Origin of the sequence: Kineococcus rhizosphaerae, from assembly GCF_003002055.1 — a bacterium.
Lineage (GTDB): Bacteria > Actinomycetota > Actinomycetes > Actinomycetales > Kineococcaceae > Kineococcus > Kineococcus rhizosphaerae.
In genome coordinates this window covers 24762-39129 of the sequence record NZ_PVZF01000003.1, presented here as the reverse complement: position 1 = coordinate 39129, position 14368 = coordinate 24762, and the positions used below count along the sequence as shown (strand labels likewise).

Genomic DNA, 14368 nt, shown 5'->3' with positions numbered 1-14368 from the left:
AGGAAGAACACACCGGACTGGAGGACCCTTCGTGAGTGGTGGCGTGAGCAGCTCGAGCGCGCTGGACGTCGTGACCATGGGCAGGGTCGGTGTCGACATCTACCCGCTGCAGGACAACGTGGGGCTCGAGGACGTCGAGACCTTCGGCAAGTACCTCGGCGGCAGCGCGACCAACGTCGCCGTCGCCGCGGCCCGGCACGGGCGGTCGGCGGCCGTCATCACCCGCACGGGACACGACGCCTTCGGCACCTTCATCCACAAGGCGCTCGCCGGCTTCGGCGTCTCCGACCGGTTCGTCACCGCGGTCGAGGACCTCAACACGCCGCTGGCGTTCTGCGAGATCTACCCGCCGGACAACTTCCCGCTGCTGTTCTACCGCCAGCCCACCGCCCCGGACCTGCAGATCAGGGCCGAGGAGCTCGACCTGGACGCCATCCGCGGCGCGGGGGTCTTCTGGGCGACGGTCACGGGCCTGTCGGAGGAACCGAGCCGCGGGGCGCACTTCGCCGCCTGGCAGGCCCGGGCCCGCAAGCCCTTCACGGTCCTCGACCTCGACTACCGCCCGATGTTCTGGGCCTCGCCCGAGCTGGCGACCGAGCAGGTGCGCAGGGCCCTGCCCCACGTCACCGTCGCGGTGGGCAACAAGGAGGAGTGCGAGGTCGCCGTCGGCGAGACCGAACCCCGCCGGGCCGCGCAGGCGCTCCTGGACGCCGGGGTCGAGATCGCGATCGTGAAGCAGGGCCCGCGCGGTGTGCTGGGCGCGACCCGCACCGCCGACGGCGGCACCGAGTTCGTCGAGGTCCCCCCGACGCCCGTCGCGGTCATCAACGGCCTGGGCGCCGGTGACGGCTTCGGCGGCGCCCTGGTCCACGGGCTGCTGTCGGGGTGGGACCTCGAGCGCGTGCTGCGCTTCGCCAACGCCGCCGGGGCCATCGTGGCCACCCGCCGCGAGTGCTCCACCGCCATGCCGTACACCGCCGAGGTGGACGCCCTGCTCGAGGAGGTCGCAGCCCGTGCCTGACCAGAACGGTTCCGCCCCGCAGTTCGCCCGGGACTACGCCGAGGTCGCCGAGATCCGCGCCCGCCACCCCGAGCGCATCGCCGAGCTCTCCCGGGCCCGCCGCCGTCGCCCGCTGCTGGAGGACGACGGCCGGCTCATGGTCGTCGCCGCCGACCACCCCGCCCGCGGGGCCAACGGCGTCGGGAAGAACCCCATGGCGATGGCCGACCGGACCGAGCTGCTGGACCGCCTCCGGGTGGCCCTGGCGGTCCCCGGCGTCGACGGGCTGCTCGGCTCGGCCGACATCATCGAGGACCTCACCCTCCTCGGGGCGCTGGAGGGCAAGGTCGTCTTCGGCTCCATGAACCGCGGCGGCCTGCAGGGCGCCACGTTCGAGCTCGACGACCGGTTCACGGGGTACGACGCGCAGGCCATCGAGGACATGAACCTCGACGGCGGCAAGTTCCTCACCCGCATCGCCCTCGACGACGCGGGGACCCTGCCGACGCTGACGGCCTCGGCCGACGCGATCAGCGAGCTCGCCGCGCGCAGGCTCGTCGCGATGATCGAGCCGTTCTGGTCGTCGGTGAAGGACGGCAAGGTCGTCCACGACCTGTCCGCCGAGGGCGTCGTCAAGTCCATCAACGTCGCGCAGGCCCTGGGCCGCACCACGGCGTACACGTGGCTGAAGATCCCCGTGGTCGACGACATGGAACGCGTCATGGAGTCGACGACGTTCCCGACGCTGCTGCTCGGCGGGGACCCCACGACCTCCCCGGAGGAGACGTTCGCGACGTGGCGCAAGGCGCTCGCGCTGCCCTCGGTCCGGGGCCTGACGGTGGGGCGCACGCTGCTCTACCCGCCGGACGGCGACGTCGAGTCCGCCGTCAAGACCGCCGTCTCGCTCGTCCGCTAGGAGTCCCGACGTGTCCGACCCGACGTTGTACGTGCCCGCCGGAACCGGGGCGACGGATGGTTTCGACCTCGTCGTGACGCCCGAGTCCGCGGGCTGGGGATACTCCAGCCTGCGTGTGCTGACCCTCGAACCCGGTGCCTCGCGCACGTTCGCGACGGTGCAGGACGAGCTCATCGTCCTGCCGCTGTCCGGGTCCGGGTCGGTGACGGTCGAGGGCGAGACGTTCGACCTCGTCGGCCGCACCAGCGTGTTCGACGGCGTGAGCGACTTCGCGTACGTCGGCCGCGACAGCGAGCTGACGGTCCACAGTGCCGCAGGCGGCGTGTTCTCGTTCCCGGGCGCACGGGCGTCACGCCGCCTGCCCCCCCGCTACGGCCCCGCCTCGGGGGTCTCCGTCGAACTGCGCGGGGCCGGCCAGATGAGCCGGCAGGTCAACAACTTCGCCACCCCGGCGGCGTTCGAGACCGACAAGCTCATCGCCTGCGAGGTCCTCACCCCCGGTGGGAACTGGTCCTCGTACCCGCCGCACCGCCACGACCGCTCCAGCGAGACCGAGAGCGAGCTGGAGGAGATCTACTACTACTCCTTCCGCTCGCTGGCCCCCGCCGGGGTGCCCACCGTCCCCGGCGGGCTGGGGCTGCAGCAGGCGTACGGCGACGACGAGCGACCGCTGGACATCCTCGAGGAGGTGCACGACGGCGACGTCGTGCTGCTCCCGCACGGCTGGCACGGCCCGTCCGTGGCCTCGCCGGCCTACGACATGTACTACCTGAACGTGATGGCCGGGCCCGAGGACGAACGGGCCTGGAAGATCTGCGACGATCCCGCCCACGGCTGGGTGCGATCGACCTGGGAGGGGCAGAGCGTCGACGCGCGCCTGCCCTTCTACTCCGCCCCCGTCGACGCCGAGAACTGAGAGAGACCGATGAGCGCAGTACCCCCGAACCCGGCCGTGCCGACGGTGCGGCTGACGGTCTCGCAGGCCGTCGTGCGTTTCCTGCAGGCGCAGTTCACCGAACGCGACGGCGTGCGGCAGCAGTTCTTCGGCGGGGTGTTCGGCATCTTCGGCCACGGCAACGTGGCCGGGGTCGGGCAGGCCCTGCTCGAAGCCGAGGAGGGTGCTCTCGGCGACGGCTGGGTCCCCCCCGCCCAGGTGCGGTACATCACCGGCCGCAACGAGCAGTCGATGGTCCACGCGGCCGTCGGGTACGCCCGTCAGCAGGACCGGCTGCAGGCCCTGGCCGTCACGGCCTCGGTCGGCCCGGGGTCCTCGAACATGCTGACCGGCGCGGCCCTGGCGACGATCAACCGCATCCCCGTCCTGCTGCTGCCCAGCGACGTGTTCGCCACGCGCGTGGCGTCCCCGGTGCTGCAGGAGCTGGAGCAGCCGTACGGCTACGACGTGTCGGTCAACGACGCGTTCCGCCCGCTGTCGAAGTTCTTCGACCGCGTGTGGCGCCCGGAGCAGCTCGCCTCGGCGCTGCTGGGCGCGATGCGGGTGCTGACCGACCCGGCCGAGACCGGTGCGGCCACCGTCTGCCTGCCCGAGGACCTGCAGGCCGAGGCGTGGGACTTCCCGGTCGACCTGTTCAGGGAGCGGACCTGGCGCATCGCGCGCCCGGTGCCCGAGCAGATCGCCGTCGAGGAGGCCGCCGCGCTCATCCGCACCGCGAAGGCCCCCCTCGTCGTGGCCGGCGGCGGGGTCGTGTACTCGCAGGCGACCGAGGCGCTGAGGACGTTCGTCGAGGCGACCGGCATCCCCGTCGGGCAGTCGCAGGCGGGCAAGGGCGCGATCCGCTACGACCACCCGCTGTCGCTGGGGGCCATCGGATCGACGGGCACGACCGCGGCCAACGAGATCGCCGCCGAGGCCGACGTCGTCATCGGGATCGGGACGCGCTACTCGGACTTCACCACGGGCTCGCGGACGGCGTTCCAGAACCCGGACGTGAAGTTCGTGAACGTCAACGTCGCCTCGATCGACGCCGTGAAGCACGCCGGCCTGCCCGTCCAGGGCGACGCGCGCACCGCCCTGGAACTGCTCACCACGGCTCTGCAGGGCTTCTCGACGCCGGACGCCTACCGCGAGCGCGCGGCCCGGCTGAACCGCGAGTGGGACGCCGTCGTCGACGAGTTCTACCTCTCGGGCACCGGGGAGGAGACCGGGCTGCTCGCGCAGGCCGAGGTCATCGGCGCCGTGGACGAGGTGGTGGGCGAGCGCGACGTCGTCGTGTGCGCGGCGGGATCGCTGCCGGGCGACCTGCACTGCATGTGGCGCAGCCGCGACCCGAAGCAGTACCACGTCGAGTACGGCTACTCCTGCATGGGCTACGAGATCCCCGGCGGCATCGGGGTGGCGCTGGCCGCGCCCGACCGCGACGTGTTCATCACGGTGGGGGACGGCTCCTACCTCATGTCGCCGACCGAGCTCGTGACGGCGGTGCAGGAGAACGTCAAGGTCATCGTGGTGATCCTGCAGAACCACGGGTTCGCCTCCATCGGGGCGCTCTCGGAGCAGCACGGTTCGCAGCGGTACGGCACGAAGTACCGGCGCCGCTCGGCCTCCGGCCGGCTCGACGGGGACAAGCTGCCCGTGGACCTCGCCGCGAACGCCGAGAGCATGGGCATCCGCACGCTGCGCCCGGCGAACCGCAAGGAACTCGTCGCGGCCCTGCAGGACGCCAAGGCGTCCTCGGAGTCGACCGTCGTGCACGTCGAGACCGACCTGTACTCCCAGGCCCCCGACGGCGGCGGCTGGTGGGACGTGCCGGTCTCGGAGGTCTCGCACCTGGAGTCCACCCGCACCGCGCGCACCTGGTACGAGGGCAAGAAGGCCGCTCAGCGCCCGCTGATCTGAGCCCGAACCGCCCACGACCTCCCCGGTAAACGCTTGCCGGGGAGGTCGTGGTGCGTCCCCGCCCACCTCCCGCCGCGTGATGCGGTTGGGAGGTAAATATGTAACGACAATCGCTTGACAGTTTGCGCCTGTTCGCGCGACAGTTCCTGCAGCCGAACCCCCCGCCGGGGAACCCGCGGCGCACGCGCAGAACACGAAGACGTGGAGGAAGTTCCCCATGGCTCGGTCCATCACCATCGGCACCGCCCCCGACTCCTGGGGCGTCTGGTTCGCCGACGACGAGCTCCAGACCCCCGCATCCCGCTTCCTCGACGAGGTCGTCGACGCCGGCTACGAGTGGATCGAGCTCGGCCCCTACGGCTACCTGCCGACGGACGCCTCCGAGCTGTCCGACGAGCTCGAGAAGCGCAGGCTCAAGGTCTCGGCCGGCACGATCTTCGCCGCCCTGCACCGCCCCGACCACTACGCCGAGGCGTGGGCGCAGGTCGAGCAGGTCGCCAAGCTGACCCAGGCGATGGGCGGCACCCACCTCGTCGTGATCCCCGGCCAGTGGCGCAGCGACAAGACCGGTGAGCAGATCGAACCGCGCGAACTGGACGCCGACGGCTGGGCCCGGCTGGCGGCGGGCATGGACCGCCTCGGCCGCGACGTCCGCGACGGCTACGGCCTGCAGGTGGCGGTCCACTCGCACGCGGACACCCACATCGACACCCACGAGGAGGTCGACCGGTTCCTGGAGCTGACCGACCCCGACGTCGTGAAGCTCTGCCTGGACACGGGCCACGTGGCCTACTCCGGCGGCGACAACCTCAAGATCATCGCCGACCACCCCGACCGCATCGCCTACGTCCACCTCAAGCAGGTCGACCCGGCCGTCGTGGCCCGCGTCAAGGAGGAGGACCTCCCGTTCGGCGAGGCCGTCAAGCTCGGCGCGATGGTGGAACCGCCCCAGGGGATCCCGGCCATGCCGCCGATCCTGGAGGCTCTCGAGGGTCTGGGGCGCGACATCTTCGCGATCGTCGAGCAGGACATCTACCCGGTGGCCTCCTTCGACGTGCCGCTGCCCATCGCCACCCGCACGCGCACCTACCTCAACTCCTGCCGCTAAGACGCCGGTTCGGCTCGGCACTCAGAGAGGATCGGATCGATGGAGATTCGCACTGAAGCGGGTGGGGCTGCGGCCCCGACCACGCACGCGGGCGGGAGGGCCACCTCGGCCGACGACCGCGTGCAGACCCGGCCGCTGCTGTCGGTCCTCCTGTCGCGGCCCGAGATCGGGTCGCTGATCGGGGCGATCGCGCTGTTCGTGCTGTTCCTGGTGGTGGCTCCGACCCTGCGCTCGGGGGCGGCGCTGCTGACGGTGCTGTACTCGTCGTCGACGATCGGCATCATGGCCGTCTCGGTCGCGCTGCTGATGATCGGCGGGGAGTTCGACCTGTCGGCGGGTGTCGCGGTCACGACGGCGTCGCTGACGGCGTCGATGGTCGCCTACCAGCTCCACCTCAACGTGTGGGTGGGTGTGCTGGCGGCGCTGGTCCTGGCCCTGGCCGTGGGGCTGTTCAACGGCTGGCTGCTGGTGCGCACGGGGTTGCCGTCCTTCATCATCACCCTCGGCTCGTTCTTCATGCTCACGGGCCTGAACCTGGGCGTGACGAAGGTGATCACCGGTGGGGTGTCGTCGCCGACGATCAGCGACATGGACGGGTTCTCCTCGGCCAAGGCGTTCTTCGACTACACGCTGCCCCTGGGCAACGGGGTGCGCGTGCCGGTCATCTTCTGGATCGTGCTGGTGGTCGTCGCCACCTGGATCCTGCTGCGGACGCGGATCGGGAACTGGATCTTCGCCGCCGGCGGGGACCCGGCCGCGGCCCGCGCCGTGGGTGTCCCCGTGAAGGCCACGAAGATCGGCCTGTTCATGGCGGTCGGGTTCACGGCCTGGCTGCTGGGGATGCACAACCTGTTCGCCTACTCCAACGCGCAGTCCGGCAACGGGGTCGGCAACGAGCTGTTCTACATCATCGCCGCGGTCGTCGGCGGGTGCCTGATGACCGGTGGGTACGGCTCGGCGATCGGCGCGGCCATCGGGGCGCTGATCTACGGGGTCGTCACCAACGGCATCGTGTACGCGGGCTGGCAGGCGGACTGGAACAAGCTCTTCCTGGGCGCGATGCTGGTGCTCGCGACCATCGTCAACCTCGTCGTGAAGAACCAGGCGGCCAAGCGGTGAACGCTCTCACTCCGAACACCGAGATCCTGTCCCTGAAGGACGTCGGCAAGCGGTACGGCAACGTCCACGCGCTGCGGGGGGTGTCGCTGTCGGTCAGGCAGGGGGAGATCACCTGCGTGCTCGGCGACAACGGGGCCGGCAAGTCGACCCTCATCAAGATCATCGCCGGGCTGCACTCCCACACCGACGGGACGTTCACCGTCAACGGTGAGGAGGTGTCGTTCTCCTCCCCGCGCGAGTCGCTGGACCGGGGGATCGCCACCGTCTACCAGGACCTGGCCCTGGTGCCGCTCATGTCGATCTGGCGCAACTTCTTCCTCGGGCAGGAGATGCGCACGGGGTGGGGCCCGTTCTCCCGCCTCGACGTGAAGGCGATGATGCGGATCACGGGTGAGGAACTGACGAAGATGGGCATCTCGGTGCCCGACCTGGACCGTTCCGTGGGCGCCCTGTCCGGCGGTCAGCGCCAGTGCATCGCGATCGCCCGGGCGATCTACTTCGGGGCCAAGGTCCTGATCCTGGACGAGCCGACGGCTGCCCTGGGCGTCAAGCAGTCCGGTGTCGTCCTGAAGTACGTCGCCAAGGCCCGCGACGCGGGTCTGGGGGTCATCTTCATCACCCACAACCCCCACCACGCCTACCTCGTGGGCAACCACTTCGTGATCCTCAACCGCGGCAGCGTGTCCCTGGACTCGGCCCGGGCGGACATCACCCTCGACCGTCTCACCAACGAGATGGCCGGCGGCGCGGAGCTCGAGGCGCTGAGCCACGAGCTGTCCGCCGTCACGGCAGCGACCGACGCGAACTGAGAAGGAGCGACGAACCCGTCATGACCAGCACCTCGAGCACCCTCGTCCTGGACCCGGACAGCGCCCGTCAGGGCTACGACCGGGCCGAGACGGTGCGCGTCGCCGTCCTCGGGGTCGGCATGATGGGCCAGGACCACGCCCGCCGGCTGGCGACGCTGACGGCGGGCGCGGAACTCGTCGCCGTCAGCGACGTCGACGTGGCCCGCACCGACGCGGTGGCGAAGGAGTTCGGGGTTCGTGCGATCCACGACCCGAAGGCCGCCATCACCGACCCCGAGGTGGACGCCCTCGTCATCGCGACCCCCGGCTTCACCCACGAGGAGCTCGTCCTGCTGGCCCTGGACGCGGGCAAGCCGGTCCTGTGCGAGAAGCCGCTGACGACCTCGGCGCAGACCTCGCGCAGGATCGTCGAGAAGGAGGCCGAACTCGGGCGCCGGCTCGTGCAGGTCGGCTTCATGCGCCGCTTCGACGCCGGCTACCAGCAGCTGCGCGCGCTCATCGCCTCCGGGGAGTACGGCGCCCCGCTGTTCCTGCACTGCGCGCACCGCAACGCCACCACGCCGCCGAACTTCAACTCCGAGCAGCTGATGCTCGACTCGGTGGTGCACGAGGTCGACGCCACCCGCTTCCTGACGGGGGAGGAGATCGTCGCGATCCGCGTCATCGCCCCCCGGTCGAGCACGCAGGCGCCCGAGGGGCTGCGCGACCCGCAGTTCGTCATCATGGAGACCGAGTCCGGCGTCCTGGTCGACGTCGAGATCTTCGTGAACACCACCTTCGGGTACGAGGTCCGCACCGAGCTGGTCGCCGAGAAGGGCCAGGCCCGCATCGGCCAGCACGAGGGCATCGTGACCCAGTCGGCCGCCGGCTGGGGCGGTTCCATCGCCAAGGACTTCAAGGAGCGCTTCGGCGCGGCCTACGACATCGAGTTCCAGCGCTGGATCGACGCGGTCCGCGACGGCTCCAACGTCGACGGCCCGGGCGTCTGGGACGGCTACGCCGCGGCCGCGGTCTGCGAGGCCGGGGTCCGGTCCCTGCACACGGGTGAGCGGGTCGAGATCGACCTGGGCCCCCGCCCCTGAACCACTTCCCCGCGGTGGCCGTCCCCGGCCGCCGCGGGGACCACGCACGCACCGCCCGGCCCGGCCGTCGGAGCAGGTGAGCACCACCAAGGCCGGACTGGAAGCCGATCCGCACCGGGCGGACGGCACCTGTCGATGAGGATGGGAGCACTCGTGAAGATGACTCGTGCCGGTTTGCGCACCACGGCGGTCCTGGCGGTGGCCGCGCTCGGCCTCGCGGCCTGCAGCAGCTCCGGGGGAGCCCAGAAGTCGGACGACGACACCAGCGGCGGCGGGGGTGCGGCCGCCGGGACCCCCAAGTACAAGATCACGCTCGTCACGCACGCCTCGGCCGGTGACACGTTCTGGGACATCGTCCGCAAGGGCGCCGAAGCGGCGGCCAAGAAGGACAACGTCGAGCTGCAGTACGTCAACAACGACAACGCCTCGCAGCAGGCGACCCTCATCCAGAACGCCGTCGACGCCAAGGTCGACGGCATCGCGGTCACCATGCCCAACGTCGGCCCGCTGACCACGGCCATCGCGAACGCCGAGGCGGCGAAGATCCCGGTCATCGGCCTCAACGCGGGGTACAACGACTGGAAGGCCCAGAAGCTCATCGGCTACTTCGGCCAGGACGAGACGATCGCCGGTCAGGCCGGCGGCAAGCGGCTGGCCGACGAGGGCGCCAAGAAGGTCCTGTGCGTCATCCAGACCCAGGGGCAGTCGCAGCTCGAGGACCGCTGCAAGGCCATCACGACGGGTCTCGGCTCCGCCGGGTCCGTGGAGAACATCTACGTCAACGGCACCGACGCGGCGGCGACGCAGTCGACCATCACCGCCAAGCTGCAGCAGGACAAGACGATCGACCACGTCGTCACCCTCGGCGCGCCCATCGCCCTCATCGCGGTGGACTCCGTCAAGGAGGCGGGCAGCTCCGCCAAGATCGCCACGTTCGACACCAACGGTGAACTCGTGGCCGCCATCAAGGACGGCAGCGTCGAGTGGGCCATCGACCAGCAGCCCTACCTGCAGGGCTACGAGGCGATCGACTCCCTGTGGCTGTACCTGACCAACGCCAACACCATCGGCGGGGGCGAGGCGGTGCTGACCGGGCCGGCGTTCATCGACTCCTCGAACATCGACGCCGTCTCGCAGTACGCGAAGGCCGGCACCCGCTGATCTGACCGACCGCACGAGGAGGACCCCGGTGGGCACCGCCCACCGGGGTCCTGCCGTTCAGCGGTCGGCCAGCCAGGAGGCGAAGGTCTGCGTCCCGAGGTCGGCGCCGGAACCGGCCAGCAGCGACCCGTCGCGCATCGCCTTCCCGAAACCCCCGGGCAGCGGTACCGGCAGCACGGGGCCGCGGTGACTCCTCGCGCGGGCGTAGGCGGCGACCATGTCCTGCATCCGCAGCACCTCGGGGCCGGCGAGGTCGCGCACGCGGCCGGCGGGTCCGGCTTCGGCGAGGTCGACGAGGCGGGCGCCGACCTCGTGCGCGGCGACCGGCTGGGACCGCATGACGGGCGCGAGGTGCAGCGGCCCGAACCCCAGGTTCTCGAACACCTGCCGCGCGAACTCGTGGAACTGCGTGGCGCGCAGCACCGTCCACGGCACGTCCCCGGCGGCCAGCAGCTCCTCCTGGACGACCTTGCCGGCGTAGTAGTCGTAGGGGGCGCGGTCGATCCCGACGATGGAGAGCGCGACGACGTGCGGCACCCCCGAGCGCAGCAGGTTCGTCGTCGTGGCGCCGAAGAAGTCGCGGGACTCCCGCGCCGAGCGCGTCGGGACCGACGTGACGTCGACGACGACGTCCACCCCGGCCAGCGCGACGTCGAGCCCCGCCCCGGTCCGCACGTCCACGCCCCGCGCGCGGGACAGCACGACCACGGCGTGCCCCCGCGCCTCGGCGTGCTCCACGACGTGGCGGCCCACGGCCCCGGTTCCCCCGGCGACGGCGATCTTCACGGCTGGACCTCCTGCGTGCTCGGTGTCATGACCTCCTGACGGAGCAGCGGCCCCGGACGTGAGCCTCACACCCCGGCACACTGTCTCGTCAGGGTGGGTGTGGAGGTTCTCGTGGGTGAAGAGACGGACGAGCTGACGGACGTGCCGGCGCTGGTGCACGCCGAGCGGCGACGCCTGCTGTCGCTGGCGTACCGGATGCTGGGGACGACGGCCGAGGCCGAGGACGCCGTGCAGGAGACGTACGTCCGCTGGTACCGGATGACCGAGGCCGAACGGGCGGCCGTGGGCAACCCGCAGGGCTGGCTCACCCGCGCCGCGTCGCGCATCTGCCTCGACGTGCTGGGGTCGGCCCGGCACCGCCGGGAACGCTACGTGGGGGAGTGGTTGCCCGAACCCGTTCCCGCGCAGCACTTCACCGGGACGGCGCCGGTGGACCCCTTCGAGCGGGTGAGCCTGGACGAGTCGGTCAGCACGGCCGTCCTGGTCGTCATGGAGGCGATGACCCCGGCCGAACGCGTGGCGTTCGTCCTGCACGACGTCTTCGCGTACCCGTTCGACGAGGTCGCCGCGGTCGTGGGCCGGTCGCCGGCGGCCGTGCGCCAGCTCGCGAGCTCGGCGCGCCGGCGGGTGCGCGAGCACGGGGCCCTCGACGTCGACCGGGGCCTGGACCGCGGCGCCCACGACGAGGTCGTGCGCGCCTTCGCGCACGCGGCGGGCACGGGGGACCTGGCGGCCCTGTCGGCGCTGCTGGACCCGTCGGTGACGTTGCGCAGCGACGGCGGGGGCGTCGTCAGCGCGGCCCGGCGGCCGGTGCTGGGTGTCTCCAACGTCGCCCGCTTCGTGCTGGGCATCGCGCAGAAGGACCCCGTGCTGCGGCTGGAGGCGGTGCGGACCGGCGACGGCCTCGCCTTCCGGATGGTGCGCGGCGGCGAGGTGCGCGGGGTCGTGAACTTCAAGGTCGTGGACGGTCTCGTCCGCGACGTCTGGATCCAGCTGAACCCGGCCAAGCTCCGGGTGTGGACGCACGAGGAGGGACGGGCGTGAGGGTCTTCGTCGCCGGGGGCCGCGGGCTGGTCGGGTCGCGGCTGGTGGCCAGGCTGCGCACGGAGGGCCACGACGTCGTCGTGGGCTCGCGCGCGGCGGGGGTGGACGTGCTCACGGGGCACGGGCTGGGGGACGCCCTCGTCGGCGTCGACGTCGTGGTGGACGTGCTGAACACCCCCGACCTGGACCCCGAGGCCGCGACCGCGTTCTTCCGGACCACCACGCAGCGGTTGCTGGCCGCGGAGGAGAGCACCGGGGTCGGCCACCACGTGCTGCTGTCCGTGGTCGGCGCGGACCGGGCCCCCGGCAACGGGCACCTGGTCGGCAAGGTGGCGGCCGAGGACGCCGTGCGCGACGGGGACGTGCCGTTCTCCGTCGTCCGGGCCACGCAGTTCGGCGAGTTCGTGCCGACGATCGCGGACTGGCTCACGGTCGACGGGGTCGTCCTCGCGCCCCGGACGCTGCTGCGGCCCGTCGCCGTGGACGACGTCGTCGACCTTCTGGTGACCACGGCGACGGGTGCCCCCACGGGCGGGACGACCGACGTGGCCGGACCGCAGGTGTTCGCGCTCGACGACCTGCTGCGCCGGGCCCTGCCGGACGACCCGCGCGAGATCCGCACGGTCGAGGGTCAGGCCCTCGGGGCGGAGTCGGCCGACGCGCTCGTCCCGCTGGGGGAGTTCCGCACCTCCTCGCGCACGATCGTGCGCTGAACCTCCAGCCCCGCCCACTCGTCGTCGCCCGCGGCGTCGTAGACCAGGCACAGCGGGCCCGTGAACCCGTGGTCGAGGACGGCCCGCAGGCTGCGGCGGTAGTCGTCCGCGTCGACCACGTCGCCGTCCCAGTGCGCCTTGGCGTGGCACGTCTCGGCGAAGCGGGTGACCTTCGCCAGCTCGGCGTGCTTGCCCGGGCCGGTCCAGTTGCCGAGGTCGACGAGCAGCCCGACGGCACCGTCGAGGGGGGCGAGGACCGCCTCGACGTCGGCGGCGTCGCGCGTGACGTCGAACCAGTTCTCGGTGACGACGCGCACGCCGGTCCGGGCCGCGAGGCGGCCCAGGGCGGCGGAGGCGTCCCGCTGGGCGGTGTCGGTGCGGGTCTTGCCGGCGACGACGCGGACGCGCCGCGCGCCCAGGGTGTCGGCGACGGGCAGCCACCCCGAGACCCACGCCTCCTGCTCGGCGGCCTCGGTGGGGTGGGTGAGGTCACCGTCGTCGACGAGCAGCGCGTCGAGGTGGACGTGCGCCTCGGCGAGCGCGGCCCGCAGTTCGCCGAGGTAGCCGTCGTCGCGGTGCGGCAGGTGGAAGTGGCACAGCTGGACGGTGTCGTAGCCGCGGGCGCGCAGTGCGGCGGGCAGGTCGAGCAGGGACAGCCCGGACGGTTCCGCGGTGGTGCCGGCGCGGAACCGTCCGAGCGTGCGGTCGAGGGACCAGGCGTGAACGGCATCGGTCATGCCCCCATCCTCGCCGATCAGACCCCGGCGATCCGCGCCGCCTCCAGCAGCACCTCCGCTGCGACCTCCAGACCCTCGACGCGCCCGAGTTCGACGTCCTCGTGCTCGATGTTGCAGACCATCTCGGGGTCGACCTCGTGCAGGGCGCGCAGGAACTCGGCCCAGAACGCGGTGTCGTGTCCCTTGCCGAGGGCGACGAAGTCCCACGCGGACTCCTTCGGCCACTCGTTGACCCACTCGTCGCCGCCGAGGTTCGTGCGGTCCTCGGACTCCTCGAGCCGGCGGAACCGGTTGTCGAGGACGCCGTAGAGCGCGGCGGCCGGGTTGATGCGGACGTCCTTGGCGGCGGCGTGGAACACCAGGGGGCCCAGGTCGCGGACGACGGCGACGGGGTCCATCTGCTGCCAGAACAGGTGGGAGGCGTCGAGCTCCACCCCGACGTTCGTGGCCCCCGCGCGTTCCACCAGTTCCCGCACGCCGGCCGGGTTGAAGACCAGGTTTTGCGGGTGCAGCTCGAGCGCGACCTTGACGTCGAGCTCGCGGGCCAGGGCGTCGATCTCCGTCCAGAACGGCACCGCGACGGACCACTGGTACTCGATGACGTCGAGGTCGCGGGAGTTCCACGCGTTGACGACCCACGTCGGGACCGTGGCGCCCGCCTCGGCGCCGGGCAGGCCGGACATCGTCACGACGCGGTGCTCGCCCAGCCGGTTCGCCAGCCGCAGCGACCGACGGACGTCCTCGGCGTGCTGGTCCCCGATGACCGGGTTCGGGTGCAACGGGTTGCCGTTGCAGTTCAGACCGGCGATGGAGACGCCGGTGCCCTCGAAGATCCCGAGGAAGTCGTCGCGGGCGGTGTCGCTGACGAGGATGTCGTCGAACGTGGGGACGTGCACGGCAGGCAGGAAACCGCCGGTGTTCAGTTCGATGCCGGTCAGGCCGAGGCCGGCGACGACCTCCAGGGCCTCGGGCAGGGGACGGTCGTGCAGGATCGCGTCGTAGACGCCGAGCTTCACGGGGTTCCTCCGGTCCTTCG

14 protein-coding genes are annotated in these 14368 nt (G+C 71.7%); 11 read left to right on the top strand and 3 right to left on the bottom strand.

The window, feature by feature from the left end:
* The first annotated feature begins 76 nt into the window (after window positions 1-76).
* The 9 genes from iolC to CLV37_RS07230 all read left to right on the top strand — a co-directional run bounded on the left by iolC (window position 77) and on the right by CLV37_RS07230 (window position 10052).
* Window positions 77-1021: a 5-dehydro-2-deoxygluconokinase gene (gene iolC / locus CLV37_RS07270; protein WP_106209350.1), complete on the top strand. Its 945-nt coding sequence runs from the start codon at window positions 77-79 to the stop codon at window positions 1019-1021.
* Window positions 1014-1916, top strand: a complete 903-nt coding sequence (locus tag CLV37_RS07265; RefSeq protein ID WP_106208732.1) for a Cgl0159 family (beta/alpha)8-fold protein — start codon at window positions 1014-1016, stop codon at window positions 1914-1916. The genes iolC and CLV37_RS07265 overlap by 8 nt, the downstream gene beginning before the upstream one ends.
* A 10-nt stretch (window positions 1917-1926) precedes the next feature.
* Window positions 1927-2832, top strand: a complete 906-nt coding sequence (gene iolB, locus CLV37_RS07260) for a 5-deoxy-glucuronate isomerase (RefSeq protein WP_106208730.1) — start codon at window positions 1927-1929, stop codon at window positions 2830-2832.
* 9 nt (window positions 2833-2841) lie between these two features.
* The gene (iolD, locus tag CLV37_RS07255; RefSeq protein WP_106208728.1) at window positions 2842-4773 is read left to right on the top strand and encodes a 3D-(3,5/4)-trihydroxycyclohexane-1,2-dione acylhydrolase (decyclizing); all 1932 of its coding nucleotides are present in this window, start codon (window positions 2842-2844) and stop codon (window positions 4771-4773) included.
* 217 nt (window positions 4774-4990) lie between these two features.
* Window positions 4991-5881: a TIM barrel protein gene (locus CLV37_RS07250; protein ID WP_106208726.1), complete on the top strand. Its 891-nt coding sequence runs from the start codon at window positions 4991-4993 to the stop codon at window positions 5879-5881.
* 39 nt (window positions 5882-5920) lie between these two features.
* A complete protein-coding gene (locus tag CLV37_RS07245) occupies window positions 5921-7000 on the top strand; it encodes an ABC transporter permease (RefSeq protein WP_106208724.1) in 1080 nt (359 codons plus the stop codon).
* Window positions 6997-7809 (top strand): ATP-binding cassette domain-containing protein, encoded by an 813-nt coding sequence (locus CLV37_RS07240; protein ID WP_106208722.1) that lies wholly within the window; start codon window positions 6997-6999, stop codon window positions 7807-7809. Before CLV37_RS07245 ends, CLV37_RS07240 begins: the two co-directional genes overlap by 4 nt.
* 20 nt (window positions 7810-7829) lie before the next feature.
* Window positions 7830-8891, top strand: coding sequence for a Gfo/Idh/MocA family protein (locus tag CLV37_RS07235; RefSeq protein ID WP_106208720.1), 1062 nt, complete (start codon window positions 7830-7832; stop codon window positions 8889-8891).
* A 159-nt stretch (window positions 8892-9050) separates the two neighbouring features.
* Window positions 9051-10052, top strand: a complete 1002-nt coding sequence (locus tag CLV37_RS07230; protein ID WP_106209348.1) for a substrate-binding domain-containing protein — start codon at window positions 9051-9053, stop codon at window positions 10050-10052.
* Window positions 10053-10109: 57 nt separating this feature from the next.
* On the opposite strand, the gene CLV37_RS07225 is transcribed toward CLV37_RS07230, so the two are convergent.
* Window positions 10110-10838: an SDR family oxidoreductase gene (locus CLV37_RS07225; RefSeq protein WP_106208718.1), complete on the bottom strand. Its 729-nt coding sequence runs from the start codon at window positions 10836-10838 to the stop codon at window positions 10110-10112.
* 111 nt (window positions 10839-10949) lie between these two features.
* On the opposite strand from CLV37_RS07225, the gene sigJ reads away from it, so the two are divergent.
* Window positions 10950-11882, top strand: coding sequence for an RNA polymerase sigma factor SigJ (gene sigJ, locus CLV37_RS07220; RefSeq protein ID WP_245885303.1), 933 nt, complete (start codon window positions 10950-10952; stop codon window positions 11880-11882).
* Window positions 11879-12595, top strand: coding sequence for an SDR family oxidoreductase (locus CLV37_RS07215; RefSeq protein WP_106208716.1), 717 nt, complete (start codon window positions 11879-11881; stop codon window positions 12593-12595). The genes sigJ and CLV37_RS07215 overlap by 4 nt, the downstream gene beginning before the upstream one ends.
* On the opposite strand, the gene CLV37_RS07210 is transcribed toward CLV37_RS07215, so the two are convergent.
* Window positions 12514-13332 carry a sugar phosphate isomerase/epimerase family protein gene (locus CLV37_RS07210; protein WP_211298465.1) on the bottom strand — a complete coding sequence of 273 codons (819 nt, stop codon included), beginning with the start codon at window positions 13330-13332 and terminating at the stop codon, window positions 12514-12516. The genes CLV37_RS07215 and CLV37_RS07210 overlap by 82 nt on opposite strands.
* Window positions 13333-13349: 17 nt before the next feature.
* Entirely contained in the window at window positions 13350-14348 is a 999-nt protein-coding gene (locus tag CLV37_RS07205; RefSeq protein WP_106208714.1) for a sugar phosphate isomerase/epimerase family protein, read from the bottom strand.
* Window positions 14349-14368: the final 20 nt, after the last annotated feature.